The sequence below is a fragment of the Prevotella sp. 10(H) genome (assembly GCF_000711235.1).
In the GTDB taxonomy this organism is placed as follows: domain Bacteria; phylum Bacteroidota; class Bacteroidia; order Bacteroidales; family Dysgonomonadaceae; genus Dysgonomonas.
Genome location: NZ_JOMI01000003.1, coordinates 857,010 through 875,588 on the forward strand (window position 1 = coordinate 857,010; position 18,579 = coordinate 875,588).

Sequence of the window (18,579 nt, forward strand, 5' to 3'; positions counted from 1 at the left end):
AAAATATTACCTAAAGATAATATTTGTTAATAATTATGTTATATTTGCCTCTTAGTCGGTAATAACAAGAGCAATAAAATCATAAAATAAAGTAAGTATATCACTTTATAAAGTTTGTACGGCCTTTTTTATTATATTTTTGCTTCGTTTGTTGACAATGTGATAAAAGTGAATATTAATCAAAAAAAATTAATACGCATGAAAAAACTTCTAACCCTATCTTTAATTTTGTTTCCAATGAGCCTTATGGCCAGTGAAGCAGACTTAAAAGTTCCTGATCTGGGAAGTGGATACAATCTTCTGCTTTGGGGCCTTTTAATTCTGTTGCTTGGCATTGCGTTTGGCTTAGTGCAGTATTTTCACATTAAGAAATTGCCTGCACATAAATCGATGCTCGCTGTATCGAAAACAATTTTTGAAACATGTAAGACCTACTTGCTGCAACAAGGAAGGTTTTTATTTTATCTACTGATAATCATATCGGTAGTTATGCTTATTTACTTCGGTTTCCTCTCCAGTCCTGAAATAGTGGCCTCGGGAGAAGTCAGTCGCGCTATGTTCCTTACCTTCGTCCTTTTCTGGACGGTGTTAGGTATTCTGGGTTCATATGGTGTGGCATGGTATGGTATCCGTATCAATACGCTGGCTAATTCGCGTACCGCATTTGCTTCACTACGCAAGCGTCCGTGGGATGTAGTAAGTATACCTCTGAAAGCCGGTATGAGTGTGGGAGTGATGCTTATTACGGTCGAACTTATAATGATGCTTGTTATACTGCTCTTTGTTCCCGGAGATATGGCGGGTGCCTGTTTGATCGGTTTTGCTATCGGTGAATCGCTGGGGGCTTCCGCTTTGCGTATTGCCGGTGGTATCTTTACCAAGATCGCTGATATCGGTGCCGACCTTATGAAAATAGTATTCAACATCAAAGAGGACGATCCGCGCAATCCGGGTGTGATAGCCGACTGTACCGGAGACAATGCCGGAGATAGTGTAGGGCCGACAGCCGACGGTTTTGAAACATACGGAGTAACAGGCGTTGCTTTAATTTCTTTTATTATACTTGCTGTACTCAATGTAGAATATCAGGCTGTATTTATTGTATGGATATTCGTTATGCGTCTGATGATGCTATTCACTTCTATATTGTCATATTATATTAATCAGGGTATAGCAACAGCTAAATATAAAGCTGCCTCAAAGTTCAATTTCGAAGTGCCTCTTACTGCCCTTATATGGATTACTTCTGTGGTATCTATCATAGCGACCTATGTTGCTAGCTATTTCATGCTGAAAGAAATGCCTAGCGGATTGTGGTGGAAACTCGCTTCTATAATAAGTTGCGGAACATTAGCCGCAGCAGTCATACCGGAACTTACAAAAGCATTTACCAGCTCGGCATCGCGCCATGTGAAAGAAGTGGTGATAGCTTCGCGTGAGGGAGGCCCGTCTTTAAATATCCTTTCGGGTATGGTAGCCGGTAATTTCAGCGCATTCTGGAAAGGGCTGACTATCGCAGCACTTATGGCTGCAGCCTATTTTATCTCTACTCAGGAACTGAGCGATATAATGATGCATCCTTCTATTTTTGCTTTTGGTCTTGTCGCTTTCGGGTTACTTGGTATGGGGCCCGTTACTATCGCTGTCGACAGCTATGGTCCGGTAACAGATAACGCCCAGTCGGTTTTTGAACTTTCGCGTATAGAGCATCTGCCGGAAATATCTTCGGAAATAAAGAAAGATTTTGGTTTCGAACCTGATTTTGAAAAAGGTAAGGAATTCCTTGAAGAAAACGATTCAGCAGGAAATACTTTCAAAGCAACAGCCAAACCTGTACTTATCGGTACAGCAGTAATTGGTGCTACTACAATGATCTTCTCTATAATCCTTGTGTTGGAGAAATTGGGATTACTCAATATCGATCTTATCGCTGCCCCTGTATTATTAGGCTTTATTTGTGGAGGAGCAGTTGTTTATTGGTTCTCCGGAGCATCTATGCAGGCGGTTACTACAGGAGCATATCGTGCAGTGGAGTATATAAAGAAGAATATTAAACTGGATAAGGATGAGGCTGATATCGAGGATTCTAAGGCCGTTGTAAAAATATGTACCCAATACGCTCAGGTAGGTATGTGGAATATATTTCTGGCATTACTTTTCATTACTTTAGCTTTTGCCTTTATCGACCCTAATTTCTTTGTAGCTTACCTTATATCCATAGCAGTGTTCGGTCTGTTCCAAGCCATATATATGGCTAATGCCGGAGGTGCGTGGGACAATGCCAAAAAGATCGTAGAGGTAGAACTGAAAGAACGTAATACGCCTCTACATGAAGCTACAGTAGTTGGCGATACTGTAGGTGATCCATATAAAGATACATCTTCCGTATCATTGAATCCGATAATTAAATTCTCTACATTGTTTGGATTGCTGGCGGTGGAAATAGCTATCGAGTTACCTGATTATTGCCACTGGGCGGGATTGGTATTCCTTGCAGCTGCACTTGTATTTGTATACCGTTCATTCTATTCGATGAGGATTTTAAAGAAGTAAGTAAAACATTATATAATTTGGAATAGGAGGCTAGTGGATAAGTTTATTCGCTGGCCTTCTGTTTTATTCATGCGAGTTTAGGCTTAAAAATATTGTTCTATTCAATAAAAAAATATGAAATTCTTTTTGTGCGTCAGCTCTCCGTGCATTAGTTCCCAAATCGGGCACCTGTCCGGTGCAGTCGGCGTAGAAAGGGAGGGGGCGAAGCCCGTTTGTCACTTTCAGCCGACAAGCCGTTGACAGGTCGACGGGGAACGAAGCACTAGCTTTTTGCATCCTTTTGGGCAATGCCAAAAGGATGGACAAGCCCGGGAGGGCGCGGCAGAAATGAGATAAAGACTGAATGTCAAACAAAAGATGAAAATTTGATAGAGATAATAGAGCATTTTATTTCAACCCCCGATATGCATTAAAAAATATACAGCGATAATCTGCAATATTGACATACTGTTTTACACAGTCATTCCTATATTTATTTATAACTTTGCGCAGATTTATTCACGTAAAAAAAGAAAAAATGTCAACATACACAGAAGACAACCGCAAGGTTACAACACGCCGCCTGACAGAAATGAAGCAGCGCGGCGAAAAAATATCGATGCTCACAGCCTATGATTATTCTATGGCTTCTATTATCGATCAGGCCGGAATGGATGTCATACTGGTGGGAGATTCGGCTTCTAATGTTATGGTGGGAAATATTACAACCCTGCCGATGACTCTCGACCAGATGATATATCACGGGCGTTCGGTAATGAATGCGGTGAAACGTGCCTTAGTGATTGTAGATATGCCATTCGGTACGGTTTCGGGCAATCCGTTGAAATCGTTGGAATATGCTATCCGCATGATGAAAGAAACCGGAGCCGATGCTCTCAAAATAGAGGGTGGGGAAGAGATTATCCCGGATATAAAGAAAATTATCGATGCGGGTATTCCTGTAATGGGACATCTGGGATTAATGCCGCAGTCTATCAATAAATACGGTACATACAATGTCAGGGCAAAAGACGATGCCGAAGCTGATAAACTGATAAAAGATGCCCTTTTACTTCAGGAAGTAGGCTGTTTCGGTATGGTGCTGGAAAAGATTCCGTCCGAACTAACGAAGACTGTCAGCAGTCAATTGACTATCCCGACTATCGGTATCGGAGCAGGCCCCTATGCCGACGGACAGGTACTTGTTGTACATGACATGTTGGGGATAAATAAGAATTTCTCACCTAAATTTTTACGCCGTTATGCCGATTTATATACGGTAATGACGGAAGCTGTGCAGAATTACATTAAAGACGTGAAGACAACTGATTTTCCAAACGAGAGCGAAAGCTATTAAAATTTATCTATATATTAGTTTATAGCTCTCCGGATGTTCAATTCAGAATTGAATATTTAAAGAGGGGAAAAATCGTTACCTTTGTTACTTTTTAACTACGTATAGTTAATAAATGTAAAATAATAGATACGAGTAAACAGGTAAATAAGTAAACGAGTTATTTAACTTTTATCTTGTATCTTGTTTACTTGTCAACTGAAATTTCCGTTACTTTCGTTACTTTTTAACTATATATGGTTAAAAAATGTAATTTATGTTTTTCTAACTCTATAAAAAAATGAAAGTCTGTATAGCCGAAAAACCAAGTGTAGCACGCGAAATAGCCGGAATACTGGGAGCTAATGCCCGCAGAGACGGATATTTCGAGGGTAATGGCTATCAGGTAACATGGACTTTCGGGCATTTCTGTACCTTGAAAGAACCGCACGAATACGCTCCGCAGTGGAAGCAATGGTCACTCGATCTGTTACCTATGATTCCGCCCCGTTTCGGGATAAGGCTGATAGAAAACGAAGGTGTGAAGAAGCAATTCGGAGTAATAGAGAAGCTGATTTCGGAAGCGGAAGAAGTTATCAATTGCGGTGATGCCGGACAAGAGGGCGAACTTATCCAGCGCTGGGTAATGCAAAAGGCGCAAACCAAAATTCCGGTGAAACGTCTTTGGATATCATCCCTTACCGAAGATTCTATCCGTGAGGGCTTTAATAACCTGAAAGATCAATCGGCATTTGATAAGTTGTATGAAGCAGGGCTTTCCCGTGCGATAGGGGATTGGCTACTGGGTATGAATGCCACACGCTTATATACTGTAAAGTATGGACAAAACAGGTCTGTACTGTCCATCGGGCGGGTACAGACGCCGACTCTGGCACTGATTGTAAACCGTCAACTGGAAATAGAAAACTTTAAGCCCGAGCCTTATTGGGAATTGAAGACTGTATATCGAGATACGACATTTTCTGCTACTAAAGGACGTTTTACCGTAAAGGAAGAGGGTGAAAAATTTCTTGAAGAAATTAAGCAGTCCGATTTTGAAGTAACCGATGTTTCGACAAAGAATGGCGAAGAGCTTGCGCCACGACTGTTCGACCTCACAGCCTTACAGGTGGAGTGTAACAAGAAATTTGCTTTCTCGGCAGAAGATACCCTAAAGACTATACAGTCGTTATATGAAAAGAAGCTGACTACTTATCCACGTGTGGATACAACTTATCTGAGCGATGATATGTATCCAAAAGTACCCGCTATATTGCGCGGACTGGCAGGATATGAAGAACTGGCAAAGCCTGTGCTGGCTTTACCCAAAATACCGAAAACGAAAAAAGTATTCGATAATAGTAAAGTGACAGATCACCACGCCATTATCCCTACCGGAGTACGGGCAAATAATATATCGGCTGAGGAGAGGAAAGTATACGATCTTATCACACGCCGCTTTATCGCTGCTTTCTATCCGAATTGTAAGATTGCAACTACTACCGTATTGGGTGAAGCCGCCAAAGTTGAATTTAAAGTTACAGGCAAGCAGATACTGGAGCCGGGGTGGCGTGTAGTATTCGAGAAGCCGTCTAATAATCCGAATCAGGAAGAGGAAGAAAACGATAAAGGGGATGAAAACCTATTACCTGCCTTTGTAAAGGGAGAAGTCGGCCCTCACGAACCCGCCTTAAATGAAAAATGGACACAACCGCCAAAGTATTATACCGAAGCGACCTTATTGAGGGCAATGGAAACTGCCGGAAAACTGGTTGAAGACGATGAACTACGAGATGCATTGAAAGAGAATGGTATAGGGCGCCCGTCTACACGTGCGGCAATAATAGAAACTTTGTTTAAGCGGAATTATATCCGCAAAGAACGGAAAAACCTCTATGCTACCCAGACAGGTGTGGAACTGATAGGAACGATAAAAGAGGAATTGTTGAAGTCTGCAGAACTCACCGGCCTTTGGGAAAAAAAACTGCGTCAGATAGAAAAGAATGAATACGACCCGCGGCAGTTTATTGATGAGTTGAAGCAAATGCTTACTGAAATTGTGGCGAATGTGAAAAGTGACTGGGGTAGCCGGATTACAATAACTGAAGCAGTGAAAGTGGAAGCTGAAAGACCCAAAAAGGCGCCTAAAGAAAAGAAACCTGCTTCGGAGAGAAAACCGAGGGCAAAGAAAGAGAAAGCAGAAAAGGTTGTTGCTTTGGATAACCAACAAACTATTAACCCTGAGAAACTTATCTGTCCGTTCTGTAAGAAAGGAACCGTCCTGAAAGGAAAAACCGCCTATGGATGTTCCGAATGGAAATCGGGATGTAACTTTCGCCTGCCGTTTGAGGAAGCGGGTGAAGATCCGGCAAACACTATTGAGAAAATGAGAACTTAGTCGTTAATTTTGTACATAACCATATATACCATGAGGCACATTACACCAGAACTAACTGCCAGCCTGTTTGATCATTTTGGAAATCCACGTCAGGAAAGAATAGGGGATAAGCCTGCTTACCGTATAGAAACATTCAGGGAACTAGTAGAGCATGTTGCCGGATTATCTTTTAAGAACAAAGATCATTTGTTGTATTATCGGGGCCAGAACGATGATTACAGGAATAAAGCTAATGTGTCTACATTTTATCCCAGTATCTATCGGGGTGATCGTTTATCACCAAAAGAACTGACAGAGCGTTTCAAAAAACTGAAAGAAGCAGGACGGATTCTTTCCGACTTGTCAGAAAAGCAAAAAATAGAAGGGCACAGGGAAATAAAGAAAAGAAGGAATGTGCAATGGAGTATTCTGCAACATTACGAGGTCTGTGCGACGCCTTTTCTCGATATTACACACTCTTTGCGTGTTGCCTGTTCGTTTGCTATTCTAAATAATCCGGCAGAAAAAGCTTATGTATTTGTTTTTGCCATGCCTTATCTTACCAATCGTATCAGCATCAATTCGGAGCATGACATAATCAATATACGCCTGCTCAGTATATGCCCGCCAACAGCTTTCCGTCCATATTTTCAGGAGGCATATCTTGTGGGCACCGACGGCATTTCAGATAAGTATGAAACCAAAGGAGAACTGGATTTCAATAACCGGCTTGTAGCCAAATTTGAAATACCAAACGATGAATCTTTCTGGGGAAAGGACTTTCACGGCATTCCTTATGATTTGTTGTATCCGGAGAATGATCCTATATTGGATTTATGCAGGGAAGTGAAGATATTAGCTGACGGCCTGTAATATACAGTGTAGATTATGAAGAAAATCAAAAGAAAAAGCCTGCAAATAATTGCAGGCCTGTATTGTATATGGCAAGTTCTAAGTATTTATTCTCTGTCCTGATATTTATAATCTGCTAATAGCTCTTGCAGACGTTTTCTGGCAAAGAAAATACGGCTCTTTACCGTACCGATAGGCAGGTTTAGCTGTTGAGCTATTTCTTCATATTTGAAGCCTGTAACGTGCATTGAGAAAGGTACCTTATATTCATCTGAAAAGCTGTTTATCACCTTAGTTATTTCAGATACGGTATATGCACCTTCGGGGGTATCGAATCCTGAATCCTGTGGCATATTCAGATGATACAGGTTTTCAGTCTGGTCGATCATAGTCTGGCTACGAACTACCCGGCGATAATTGTTAACGAAAATGTTGTGCATTATAGTGAACACCCAACCTTTGAAGTTCACATTTTCGTAATATTTTTCTTTGTTGTCAAGAGCTCTTAATGTTGTCTCCTGTAAGAGGTCTTTTGCTTCTTCTCTGTTTGATGTAAGAGTGAGTGCAAAATTCATCATATTATTCTGTAAGTCAATTAACTTATCTTCAAAACCATTGTTATTTTTACTTATAGTTGCCATGTTATATGTGTTTTAAGTTGGCGTAATCTTAATTATTTATTATAGTCACAACCATCTATTTTAATAACGCTTTATTTCTTTCTCTGGTTGCTTGAAACAAAGGTATCTACTTTTTCAGGTTTAACTTAAAAAAAAATATTGTGGCGGTTCAAAAATGTTAAAATAGCTTATTCTGAATTGGTAAGTATTTTATTTTTAAATGGTTAGTAAAATTTAAAAATGCTTATATATGTCATAAATAATTTCTATCAATTAAAAAAACATATAAATAATATTTCTCTGTCCACGACAAAATGTCATCACTGACTCATTTGGCATTTATTTTGTCATCATCTCCGAAAACAAATATACAACTAAAATATTAATAATCATGCAACAAAATGGAAAAATCGGGGTTACTACTGAGAATATTTTCCCCATAATAAAGAAATTTTTATATAGTGATCATGAAATTTTTCTACGCGAACTGGTTTCTAATGCCGTAGATGCTACACAAAAACTAAAGACTTATGCTTCTTTGGGCGAGTTTAAAGGCGAGTTGGGAGAACTCTCTGTAACTGTGAAGATAGATAAGGATAACGGTACTCTTACAATATCTGATAAAGGTATAGGAATGACCAGTGAAGAAATAGATAAGTATATCAATCAGATTGCGTTTTCTTCTGCTAATGAGTTTCTTGATAAGTATAAGAAAGATGCAAATTCCATTATAGGGCATTTCGGACTTGGTTTTTATTCTTCTTTTATGGTTTCTAAAAAAGTGGAAATCGTAACCAAGTCATTTAAAGAAGGGACGGATGCGGTGAAATGGAGTTGCGACGGTTCTCCGGAATATACAATTGAAACAGTCGAAAAAGCAGACAGAGGCACAGACATTATATTATATATAGACGATGAAAACAAAAACTTTCTGGAAAAAGGAGAGATAGACAAATTATTGAAGAAATACTGCCGCTTCCTTCCTGTACCTATCGTATTCGGTAAAAAAACAGAATGGAAAGACGGAAAATCAGTTGAAACTGATGAAGATAATGTAATAAATGATACAAATCCGCTTTGGACACTTAAGCCTGCCGACCTGAAAGATGAAGATTATAAGAAATTCTATCAAGATTTATATCCTTTCTCAGATGAGCCGATGTTTTGGATACACCTGAATGTAGACTATCCTTTCAAATTGACAGGTATTCTTTATTTCCCCCAGATAAAGAGTAATGTAGATATGAATCGTAATAAGATTCAGCTATATAGCAATCAGGTGTTTGTAACCGATTCGGTAGAAGGTATTGTACCTGAATTTCTTACTTTGATGCACGGGGTGCTGGATTCACCTGATATTCCATTGAATGTGTCACGTTCATATCTGCAAAGTGATCAGAATGTGAAAAAGATTTCAAATCACATTACTAAAAAAGTAGCAGACCGCTTGGAAGAGATTTTTAAAAACGACCGTACGCAATATGAAGAAAAGTGGAACAGCCTGAAACTGTTTATAGAATACGGTATGCTTACCGATGATAAATTTTATGACAGGGCACAGAAATTCTGCCTGTTGAAGAATGTGAACAGTAAGGCTTTCACTTTTGAAGAATATAAAACATTAATATTGTCCAATCAGACGGATAAAGACGGTAATATTATTTATCTGTATGCTAATAATAAAGACGAGCAATACTCATATATCCGTACGGCGGAAGATAAAGGATATGACGTTATTCTTTTCGACGGACAACTGGATGTCCACATGGCAGGCATGTTGGAACAAAAATTTGAAAAGAGCCGTTTTGTAAGGGTTGATGCCGATACTATCGATAATTTGATTCCAAAGGAAGATAGTAAGGAGGTGACCCTGACTGATAGACAAAAAGAAGAGCTTAAAGAAGCTTTTATATCACAAATACCCACAATAGATAAGACTGAATTTATAGTAGATTATAAAGCGTTAGACGAGAAAGCTCAGCCGATTCAGATAACTCAGAACGAGTTTATGCGCCGTATGAAGGAAATGTCGGCTATGCAAACCGGAATGGGATTCTATGGTGAGATGCCGAATAGCTACAATCTGGTATTGAATGTAGAGCATCCTCTTATCAAAAATATTATGAGAGAAGTAGACGGTAAGGAAAAAGAAGCCGTGGATGCATATGCAGCAGAAAACTCAAATATCCGCCAGCTGATAGATTTGGCTTTATTATCTAATGGTATGTTGAAAGGTGAAGCTTTGAATGATTTTGTAAAACGAAATATGGAAAATATCTGATCTGCAGATATATAAAAAACAAAGGCTTAAGAATCATTCTTAAACCTTTGTTTTTATTTGTTTATCAGTTAATTAGTAATCCCTAATTTGGCTTTCACTTGCGGATTTGCATCGATAGCTCCTGTACCTACATGTAATAATGCATTTGCACTTATTATATAAGTATAGCTGTTTTCATCGCCGACATCTTTTATGGCCTTCATCAGTTTCTGTTGAAGGGGAGCAAGAAGAGTTTGCTGCTCTTTTTCTATTTCTTGCTGGCTGTTTTGTACATATGTACGGTATCTTTCCTGAAAGTCCTGTATTTGCTTTTGCCTATCGTTCAGAACCGCTTCAGTAAGGCTGTCAGTGGGTGTTTCTCCAAATCTTTTGAGCATGGCATCGTATTCAGCTTCCATTGCCGCAATATTTTTCTTCGCAGCCTCTGCCTTATTGTTCATTTGAGTTTCCACATCTTTCAGTTCCGGCATTTTTGAAAATACTTCATCTGCGTTTACATGAGCTACCTTATTCTGAGAAAAAAGAGATAGCGGTAAAAGTAACAGCACTAATAAAAAAGGTTTCATAGGTGAATATGTTTTGTTTTTAATAAGGTTTATATCACAAAGATAATATACTTTCTTATGTAAGTGTTTATCTCAATTATATGGCAACTTGTATTTATATATTATTAATAATAGATAAACGGCTGATATATAGAGTTTAACTATTAGCCTTTCGCATATGTTATAATTATTGTTGTCTGATTATCAATAATTAAATGCTTCCGGCTCGGATATTTTTTTATAATAACGAACATAATCAAAAAACAGAAAAATAAGATTTTTTAAGCAATGTATATGTAGGGAACAGAGTAGGAGAGGGATAATCTATTTTGACGATAGATTTGGATAGGATAACAATTGCAAATATCTTTATGCTTTTAATAATGATAAAATATGGAAATTGCGATTATAATCATATTGATTTTACTAAACGGGATGTTTTCTATGTCAGAAATTGCTGTAGTTTCAGCCCGTAAATCAAGCCTGAACAGTGAAGCTAAGAAAGGAAATAAATCTGCACAGGCAGCATTGAATCTAGCCAATCATCCTGACAGGTTTCTATCTACTGTGCAGGTTGGTATTACCCTCATAGGGATAATCACAGGGCTCTATTCCGGTGATGTATTGGCCGATGATTTTGCTAAAATCTTGAGTAAAACAGGTATTCCCGATCCATATGTGCTTACTGTTGCCAAAGTTAGCATAGTAGTAGTCGTTACATATTTTACAATTGTTTTTGGAGAGTTGGTTCCAAAACGTATTGGGATGAGTGCTTCGGAGAAAATATCCAAGTTTATAGCTCGTCCGATGCATATACTATCAATTATCGCTTCGCCTTTTGTCTGGATATTGTCAAAAAGCACATCGTTAATCTTTAGTTTATTGGGTGTAAAGTCCGGTGATACGAAAGTTACCGAAGAAGAAATTAAATCGATGGTTCGCGAAGGTGCGGAAGACGGTGAAGTGCAGATAGTGGAGCAGGATATTGTTGAGCGTGTATTTACACTCGGCGACAGAGACTTGGAATCGATAATGACGCATCGTGGAGATATTGTATGGATAGATACGGATATGACAAACGAAGAAATCATTAATATTATTCACGATTATCCTTTTGATAAATATCCTGTAGGAACTAAAGACCTCGATCATATTGAAGGCATTGCACATATCACGGATATGTTTGGTAAAATAGATAGTCCGGATTTTAATATATTGGATATTGTGCGTCCGGTTCATTATTTTTATGAGAATATGGAAGTTTACAGTGCACTGGAAGAAATGAAGGAGAAGCATATGCAGTATTCTCTTGTGTGTGACGAATTCGGGACTGTAAAGGGTATAGTTACATTGAAAGATATTCTGGAAGCATTAGTGGGAACCATACTTGATCCTCATGAAGAACCTGACATAGTTCAGCGACAAGACGGCAGCTGTCTTGTCGACGGGCAATGTTCGTTCTATGATTTTCTAACTTATTTCAAAAAAGGAGATTTATACTCAAAATATGAATATAATACTATAAGCGGTCTGATACTTGATTTACTCGGGCATATTCCCAAAACGGGTGAGCAAATTGAATGGAAAGGCTTTTCAATGGAAATAGTAGATATGGACGGCGCCCGTATAGACAAAGTTTTGGTAAAGAGAGATTAATATCCTTGAAGACACTAAAACTTATAAGTTGCCATAAGGCGTGCTTCGGATGTTTTGGAAAAGACATTTTCAAAATACCTGTAATTTGTATCCCGGGTATAGTTATAACCGATTCCGGTAAGGTACCATTGATTTTTCAGTTTCAGATCTACCCGTATGCAAAGTGCATGCAATATAGCCTGTGAATGATCGCCCTGTGCATTAAGGGTTTTTTCATTTACTGTTTCCCAATCTATATTCTGGTCATAACCTTTCCATGTGAACATACGGTATCCTTCATCACTTAACGATACACTTATTTTATCTTTGTAAGAAAGACTTCCCCCGAGCTTCCAGCTGAAGCCGCTGGCAAGGTTGTATATGCGGTCATCTAGTACATAATGGTCGCTAAGGGATGCGCCCAAAATAATTCCATTAAAATGTGCGAATGAAGAGAGTTCAAAATTTCTGAATCGTTTGCTTTTATGAATAAGTCCGGCTCCGAATGAGGCAGGAGCACAGAATTTATAAGGCACACGCGAGGAAACATCCGATATCGTATCAGAATCGTAATAGTCGAAATGCTGGTAAATTCCGATACTTAGGAAATCTTTAGAATTATCTATGAGTTCTGCCGAATAGAGGCGTCCCATAATATTTAATTGGCTGAGCATCGGTTGGGCTCCCTGTCCGTTTATATTGGCTTTGAAAGTGAAATAATCGAAGGGCCTTTTGGTTTCCGCCTCGAACCTGTCGCCATATTCTACATTTATATTCGTAGCAAATCCGATCCCTTGGTCGAATATTTCATCTTTCAATTCCAGAACCCTGACACCCATCGATACCTCTACGCTTATATCGGGTACGCCGAATTGCTTTCCTGATGTAGACCTTTTTTTCCACGCATCTCCCGTCATGATACGGGTAAGACCACGCATGGGGGATATTAGGAATGCTGCAGCTTCGAGACCGAATCTGGATGCACCAGTACGCCGGTCATCCAGTATGATATCGGATGTACGGTAAAAAACCTCACCAATAGCCATCCCTCCGATAGGAGTAGCTATAATATCATTTGTGGAAGGATATTCATTTTCCATAAACATTTCCCACATTGCACTCCCGGCTAAGGCAATACCTCCGGATTCCCAATAACTGAAACCGTTGGCACGTCCGGCATTGAAATGTAAATTACCGTGGTACGGATGCGCAAACATATTGGTTTCCATATTATCATTATCCCAGATAAAGCCTTTTTTGAAATTTCTTTTTACCGACTTCATACTGATGTATGCATAATCTCCCTTTTTTATATATCGGTCGAATGCCCATAAACCTATGTTGAATCCGACTGTAATCCCCCCGGCACGGTACCAGTTTTTTTTAGAATAGTAGGCTATATCTATCGAATCTGCTATCTTGGGCTTTGCTGTTTGATGACGCATCGTTATTTGTGAATACCCGCAAATAGGAATTAAGAAAAGGAGTAAAATTATGGTAAAATATTTGCGCATTCGTTTGTCAGGTTATCATTAAAGTAATGTCTATTTTTACAAAAATAAAATAAATCCATTATGCTTATAAGTGAAACAAAAAAGACAAAGATAGTCTTTGTCTTTTTTAATATATTTTCACATAAATATATTTTTGTGATACTTTCAGATTAAATTAATATAATCAGTGTGATACGGCTTTCAAGCCTACAACTGATGCTATTAATGTAAATATAAAAAATATCCGCATCAGATTTGCCGGTTCCTTAAATACGACTATTCCTAAAAGTACTGTACCTGCCGCACCGATACCGGTAAATATGGCATAGGCTGTTCCCATCGGTATAGTTTGAGTAGATTTTATTAATAATCCCATTCCCAAAAGGAGACATACAGCGAAAGCTATATACCAGTATGTCGATGTCGGTGCGGGTGCTATTTTTGCTTTAGATATGCAAAATGTAAACCCCACCTCAAATAAGCTTGCTAGTAGTAAATAAACCCAACTCATAATATTTTTATTTAATTTGATTTTCATTGAATGATCGTTCAATATATGAATAAAAAATATATCCTATTTTAATAGTTCAATATAATGGCTAAGTGATTTTTCGAGATTTTGTATCATATTTTGACCTTCGTATGAAAAAATGATCTGAAACCAGATACCATCCGTTATTGTAAATAGCTCGTTTGCAGATATCTTCACATCTATATTGTCTCTTATTTCTTTTTTTGAAATACTATTTGTTAATGCATATTCCCATCCGGTACGTTCTTTTTCTGTTGTTATCCGGTAATTGTTGCGGAATATGGTATCTCTTTGCATTACCTGATAGAATAAGAAGTGGTAATTCAGCATAGAGGCCTCTTTCACAATTTCTGTTTCATTAACGATATCAGCTATTGTTTTGTTTATCTTATCGAATCGGTTGCAGATAAATTCCGTAAATTCCTTTAGCGTGAGATCTTTTACTTTTCGTAACTCAAAATCGAAAATCTGGACAAAATATTTCTCGGTTACCTGTATAAACAAGTCTTCTTTATTTTTAAAATAATGATACAAAAGTCCTCTCGACAATCCGGTCGTATGCTGGATATCGGTAATAGATGTAGCATCGAAACCTTTAAGCAATAGAAGGCTGAATGTCTTTTTTAATATCAAGTCTTTTGTATCCATATTTTATTGTTGAACGATTGTTCAACAAAGGTAATGTTTTGAAACAACATAATCAAATGTTATTAATAAATATTTCTTAATATATAATTTATAAGGTATACATATCTTTTCATCCTTTTGTTTTAGTTGTACGGATTACAAAAAACTAATACCTTTGATTCCATAAAATTAATTAAATATATGAAATACAAATTTATTATGGCATTATTTCTTGGTGCGTCCCTACTATCCTGTAACTCTGTTGATAAAAAAGCAGAAACAGAAAAGGAAGCGCCTATTATAGGTAAGGTTGCGATTAAAGCAGAAAACGGAATAATGACTCCCGAAATCCTTTATAGTTTTGGGCGGGTATCCGACATACAGGTTTCTCCTGACAAATCAAAAATCCTCTATGGAGTTACGTATGTGAGTGTGGAGCAAAATAAAACTAATAGGGAATTGTTTACTATGAATGTGGATGGTTCCGATAAAAAGCAGATAACCCAGACTCCGAAGAGTGAAAATAATGCGGTATGGATTAAAGGCGGTGCAAAAATAGCCTTTCTCAGTAGTGAAAGCGGTTCTTCTCAAATCTGGGAAATGAATGCCGACGGTACTGGACGAATGCAAATCAGTGATATAGAAGGAGGGGTAAACGGTTTTGCTTTTTCGCCTGATGAAAAGAAAATTTTGTATTATAAAAATATCAAATTTGGTGAACGTACATCGGATAAGTATCCCGACTTACCGAATGCCTCGGGTCGCATTATAGAAGACCTGATGTATAAGCACTGGTCGGAATGGGTGGAAGAAATACCTCATAGCTTTGTTGCCGATTATGACGGAAGCAAAATGGCGGAAGGTATTGACATACTTGGCGATGAACCATATGAATGCCCTATGCTGCCATTCGGTGGTATGGAGCAATTGGCATGGAGTCCGGACAGTAAATCTATAGCCTATACTTGCCGAAAGAAAAAAGGTATGGAATATGCTTTGTCTACTAACTCGGATATCTATTTGTACAATATCGATACAAAAGAAACCAAGAATCTCACAGAGGGTATGATGGGGTATGATACGAATCCTGTCTTTTCCCCCGATGGTAAATACATTGCATGGCAGAGTATGGAGCGGGACGGCTACGAATCGGATAAGAACAGAATATTTGTCATGAACCTTGCGACAAATGAGAAAATATACGTTACAGAGAAATTTGACTATAATACAGATTATCTGGTATGGAACGATAATGAGAGCATCTATTTTGTATCGTGCGTAGAAGCTAAAACACATCTCTTTAAGGTTTATGTTCATACAAAAGAAATCAATCAGATAACAAAAGGCGATTATGATTATGAATCGTTTGGCATAGCCGGGGATAAATTAATCGCCCTACGCCATTCTATGTCGGCCCCTAACGAAATATATTCAGTAAATACATCTGACGGTGCGGCTCAGGAATTAAGTTTCGAAAATAAAGAAATAATGGGTCAGCTAAAAATGGGCAAAGTAGAAGAACGCTGGATAACTACTACTGATGGAAAGAGTATGTTAACATGGGTCGTTTATCCTCCGGACTTTGATCCGAATAAGAAATATCCCGCACTATTGTATTGTCAGGGAGGACCACAGAGTACGGTCAGCCAGTTCTGGTCGTACCGTTGGAATCTGCAAATGATGGCGGCCAACGGATACATTATTGTTGCCCCTAACCGTAGAGGACTCCCAGGATTCGGGCAAGAATGGCTGGAACAGATAAGCAAGGATTATGGTGGTCAGAATATGAAAGACTATTTATCGGCTATCGATGCTGTAGCAAAAGAGCCATATGTGAATGCTGATAAATTAGGCTGTACAGGTGCCAGCTATGGAGGCTTCTCTGTTTACTGGTTAGCAGGAAATCACAACAAGCGATTCAAGGCTTTTCTGGCTCATGCCGGTATCTTCAATCTGGAAGCTCAATATTTAGAAACCGAAGAAATCTGGTTTGCGAATTGGGATTTGGGCGGATCATTTTGGGATAGAAGCAATACTATAGCCCAACGTTCTTATGCTAATTCCCCTCACAAATTCGTTGAGAAATGGGATACGCCTATTATGGTTACTCATGGCGAGTTGGATTATCGTATTCTGGCTTCACAAGGTATGATGGCTTTCAATGCTGCTAAATTGAGGAATGTTCCAGCGCGTATGCTTATTTACCCAAATGAAAATCATTGGATAGCACAGCCTCAGAACGGGATATTGTTTCAACGGGAATTTTTCCGTTGGTTTGATGAATATCTGAAATAGATCAAGCAAAGTTTCTATATCTCAAGAGCCTGATGAAATAATATGCATCAGGCTTTTTGTTTAATTGTTTAGAAATGAATTCTATATAGAATTCGGATCGAAAAAGTTTCATTTTAATGTGAAAAATCTTTCTAAACCTATTGCAGGATTCAAATCCTTGTCCTATCTTTGCATCGCATTTGAGAGATAATGCAACTCCTAGAAACGGTGTGGTAGTTCAGCTGGTTAGAATACCTGCCTGTCACGCAGGGGGTCGCGGGTTCGAGTCCCGTCCATACCGCCGGGTAATGTATCAGATTAGGGGCTAGTAAGTTAATAGTCTGATAATCATTACAGGATTTACAAAAACAAATAAAAAAAGATGGCTATTCAGTCATCTTTTTTTATTTTTGTGCCCTTAAAATTGAAATAAAATGAATCAAAGGTCTTGTAATTGACCTTCATGTATCAGATTAGGGGCTAATGAATTGTAAATATTGTAACGGTAAGTGCAAAAAGGATGGATTTCAGAGAAATGGTTGTCAAAGATATAAATGTAAAGAGTGTAAAAAGAAACAACAAAAAGCATATAAATATCATGCTTACAATCCGCAAATAAATAGCACTATTATAACTTATACAAAAGAGGGGATTGGAATAAGAAGTGCTGCAAGACTTCTGAAAATATCTACTACAACTTTACTTAATCGAATAGTTTCAATTGCTAAGAACATAAAACAGCCTATTATAATATCCAAACAGGTTTATGAAGTAGATGAAATTAAAAGCTTTGTAAAATGCAAAAAAAATCTTATATGGATAGTATATGCTCTAAACCGAAAAACTAAAGAGGTTGTAAGCTACAATGTGGGGAATAGGACAAATGCTACATTAGAAGTAGTTACTAAAACTCTTGATCTATCTAATGCAACAAAAATATATACAGATAAATGGAGAGGCTACAAGTCATTAATAAATGGAAAAATTCATAGTACGTTTAATCGTGGAACGAATCATATCGAAAGACACAATCTGACACTTAGAACTCATCTCAAAAGATTGACAAGAAGATCAATCTGTTTTAGCAGAAGTGCAGTGATACTTTCTGCTGTTTTGAAGATTTACTTTTGGGGATAATAGCTATTTAATGTATTTTTTTAATAATACGATAATTACAAATCATATAGAAATCATAAAGTATATACAACAAATACGGATAAAGATAAAAACATTTTATAAATTTACGGTTTAGTTAACTTTCAATGGATTTACAATAAAAAAACTATAGATTATGAGGGTTCTTCATCAATTTTCTCATCTAGATGCAATTAGTATTCTTAAAGAAAAAAATTATATAATGAAATAATTGAATCACTCCATTTGGAATATATAAAAATGGAGAAAGGATTGGCACGTCCTATTAATGAAAAACTATCCGTAATTTTTAGTAATAATGGATGGGGAGATAACATAAAAGT

14 protein-coding genes and 1 tRNA gene are annotated in these 18,579 nt (G+C 37.8%); 9 read left to right on the forward strand and 6 right to left on the reverse strand.

Annotated elements, in window-relative coordinates:
• Nucleotides 1–168 precede the first annotated feature (168 nt).
• Complete coding sequence (locus K348_RS0109190; protein WP_081852547.1) at nt 169–2,553, forward strand: sodium-translocating pyrophosphatase; 2,385 nt, start codon at nt 169–171, stop codon at nt 2,551–2,553.
• Nucleotides 2,554–2,616: 63 nt separating this feature from the next.
• Here the strand turns inward: K348_RS0109190 and K348_RS19390 are convergent, their stop codons facing one another.
• Nucleotides 2,617–2,829: a hypothetical protein gene (locus K348_RS19390; protein WP_231496761.1), complete on the reverse strand. Its 213-nt coding sequence runs from the start codon at nt 2,827–2,829 to the stop codon at nt 2,617–2,619.
• A 241-nt stretch (nt 2,830–3,070) separates the two neighbouring features.
• Between K348_RS19390 and panB the strand changes: the two genes are divergently transcribed.
• The 3 genes from panB (at nt 3,071) to K348_RS0109210 (ending at nt 7,115) form a co-directional block, all read left to right on the forward strand.
• Nucleotides 3,071–3,889 carry a 3-methyl-2-oxobutanoate hydroxymethyltransferase gene (gene panB / locus K348_RS0109200; RefSeq protein WP_029904677.1) on the forward strand — a complete coding sequence of 273 codons (819 nt, stop codon included), beginning with the start codon at nt 3,071–3,073 and terminating at the stop codon, nt 3,887–3,889.
• 277 nt (nt 3,890–4,166) lie between these two features.
• A complete protein-coding gene (locus K348_RS0109205; RefSeq protein WP_036930306.1) occupies nt 4,167–6,263 on the forward strand; it encodes a DNA topoisomerase 3 in 2,097 nt (698 codons plus the stop codon).
• A gap of 30 nt (nt 6,264–6,293) precedes the next feature.
• Entirely contained in the window at nt 6,294–7,115 is an 822-nt protein-coding gene (locus K348_RS0109210) for an FRG domain-containing protein (protein WP_051697736.1), read from the forward strand.
• An 86-nt stretch (nt 7,116–7,201) separates the two neighbouring features.
• On the opposite strand, the gene K348_RS0109215 is transcribed toward K348_RS0109210, so the two are convergent.
• Complete coding sequence (locus tag K348_RS0109215) at nt 7,202–7,735, reverse strand: RNA polymerase sigma factor (protein ID WP_029904680.1); 534 nt, start codon at nt 7,733–7,735, stop codon at nt 7,202–7,204.
• A 370-nt stretch (nt 7,736–8,105) separates the two neighbouring features.
• On the opposite strand from K348_RS0109215, the gene htpG reads away from it, so the two are divergent.
• Nucleotides 8,106–9,995 carry a molecular chaperone HtpG gene (gene htpG / locus K348_RS0109220; protein ID WP_029904681.1) on the forward strand — a complete coding sequence of 630 codons (1,890 nt, stop codon included), beginning with the start codon at nt 8,106–8,108 and terminating at the stop codon, nt 9,993–9,995.
• Between the two features lie 68 nt (nt 9,996–10,063).
• On the opposite strand, the gene K348_RS0109225 is transcribed toward htpG, so the two are convergent.
• Entirely contained in the window at nt 10,064–10,561 is a 498-nt protein-coding gene (locus tag K348_RS0109225; RefSeq protein ID WP_029904682.1) for an OmpH family outer membrane protein, read from the reverse strand.
• 372 nt (nt 10,562–10,933) lie between these two features.
• Between K348_RS0109225 and K348_RS0109230 the strand changes: the two genes are divergently transcribed.
• The gene (locus tag K348_RS0109230; RefSeq protein ID WP_029904683.1) at nt 10,934–12,196 is read left to right on the forward strand and encodes a hemolysin family protein; all 1,263 of its coding nucleotides are present in this window, start codon (nt 10,934–10,936) and stop codon (nt 12,194–12,196) included.
• A 14-nt stretch (nt 12,197–12,210) separates the two neighbouring features.
• Here K348_RS0109230 and K348_RS0109235 read toward each other — a convergent pair whose 3' ends face one another.
• The 3 genes from K348_RS0109235 to K348_RS0109245 all read right to left on the reverse strand — a co-directional run bounded on the left by K348_RS0109235 (nt 12,211) and on the right by K348_RS0109245 (nt 14,848).
• The gene (locus K348_RS0109235) at nt 12,211–13,689 is read right to left on the reverse strand and encodes a DUF3943 domain-containing protein (RefSeq protein ID WP_029904684.1); all 1,479 of its coding nucleotides are present in this window, start codon (nt 13,687–13,689) and stop codon (nt 12,211–12,213) included.
• Nucleotides 13,690–13,852: 163 nt separating this feature from the next.
• On the reverse strand, nt 13,853–14,179 hold the full coding sequence (locus K348_RS0109240) for a multidrug efflux SMR transporter (protein ID WP_029904685.1): 327 nt from the start codon (nt 14,177–14,179) through the stop codon (nt 13,853–13,855).
• 63 nt (nt 14,180–14,242) lie between these two features.
• Nucleotides 14,243–14,848, reverse strand: coding sequence for a TetR/AcrR family transcriptional regulator (locus K348_RS0109245; protein ID WP_029904686.1), 606 nt, complete (start codon nt 14,846–14,848; stop codon nt 14,243–14,245).
• Between the two features lie 180 nt (nt 14,849–15,028).
• Between K348_RS0109245 and K348_RS0109250 the strand changes: the two genes are divergently transcribed.
• The 3 genes from K348_RS0109250 to K348_RS0109260 all read left to right on the forward strand — a co-directional run bounded on the left by K348_RS0109250 (nt 15,029) and on the right by K348_RS0109260 (nt 18,238).
• Nucleotides 15,029–17,122, forward strand: a complete 2,094-nt coding sequence (locus K348_RS0109250) for a S9 family peptidase (protein WP_029904687.1) — start codon at nt 15,029–15,031, stop codon at nt 17,120–17,122.
• 206 nt (nt 17,123–17,328) lie between these two features.
• Nucleotides 17,329–17,402, forward strand: a tRNA-Asp gene (locus K348_RS0109255).
• Nucleotides 17,403–17,584: 182 nt separating this feature from the next.
• Entirely contained in the window at nt 17,585–18,238 is a 654-nt protein-coding gene (locus tag K348_RS0109260) for an IS1 family transposase (RefSeq protein ID WP_029904688.1), read from the forward strand.
• Nucleotides 18,239–18,579 lie beyond the last annotated feature (341 nt).

Excerpts from the sequence above, each read along its gene's own strand:
- K348_RS19390 (WP_231496761.1), bottom strand. The coding sequence starts at position 2,829 with ATGCAAAAAGCTAGTGCTTCGTTCCCCGTCGACCTGTCAACGGCTTGT.
- panB (WP_029904677.1), top strand. The coding sequence starts at position 3,071 with ATGTCAACATACACAGAAGACAACCGCAAGGTTACAACACGCCGCCTG.
- K348_RS0109205 (WP_036930306.1), top strand. The coding sequence starts at position 4,167 with ATGAAAGTCTGTATAGCCGAAAAACCAAGTGTAGCACGCGAAATAGCC.
- K348_RS0109210 (WP_051697736.1), top strand. The coding sequence starts at position 6,294 with ATGAGGCACATTACACCAGAACTAACTGCCAGCCTGTTTGATCATTTT.
- K348_RS0109215 (WP_029904680.1), bottom strand. The coding sequence starts at position 7,735 with ATGGCAACTATAAGTAAAAATAACAATGGTTTTGAAGATAAGTTAATT.
- htpG (WP_029904681.1), top strand. The coding sequence starts at position 8,106 with ATGCAACAAAATGGAAAAATCGGGGTTACTACTGAGAATATTTTCCCC.
- K348_RS0109225 (WP_029904682.1), bottom strand. The coding sequence starts at position 10,561 with ATGAAACCTTTTTTATTAGTGCTGTTACTTTTACCGCTATCTCTTTTT.
- K348_RS0109230 (WP_029904683.1), top strand. The coding sequence starts at position 10,934 with ATGGAAATTGCGATTATAATCATATTGATTTTACTAAACGGGATGTTT.
- K348_RS0109235 (WP_029904684.1), bottom strand. The coding sequence starts at position 13,689 with ATGCGCAAATATTTTACCATAATTTTACTCCTTTTCTTAATTCCTATT.
- K348_RS0109240 (WP_029904685.1), bottom strand. The coding sequence starts at position 14,179 with ATGAGTTGGGTTTATTTACTACTAGCAAGCTTATTTGAGGTGGGGTTT.
- K348_RS0109245 (WP_029904686.1), bottom strand. The coding sequence starts at position 14,848 with ATGGATACAAAAGACTTGATATTAAAAAAGACATTCAGCCTTCTATTG.
- K348_RS0109250 (WP_029904687.1), top strand. The coding sequence starts at position 15,029 with ATGAAATACAAATTTATTATGGCATTATTTCTTGGTGCGTCCCTACTA.
- K348_RS0109260 (WP_029904688.1), top strand. The coding sequence starts at position 17,585 with ATGAATTGTAAATATTGTAACGGTAAGTGCAAAAAGGATGGATTTCAG.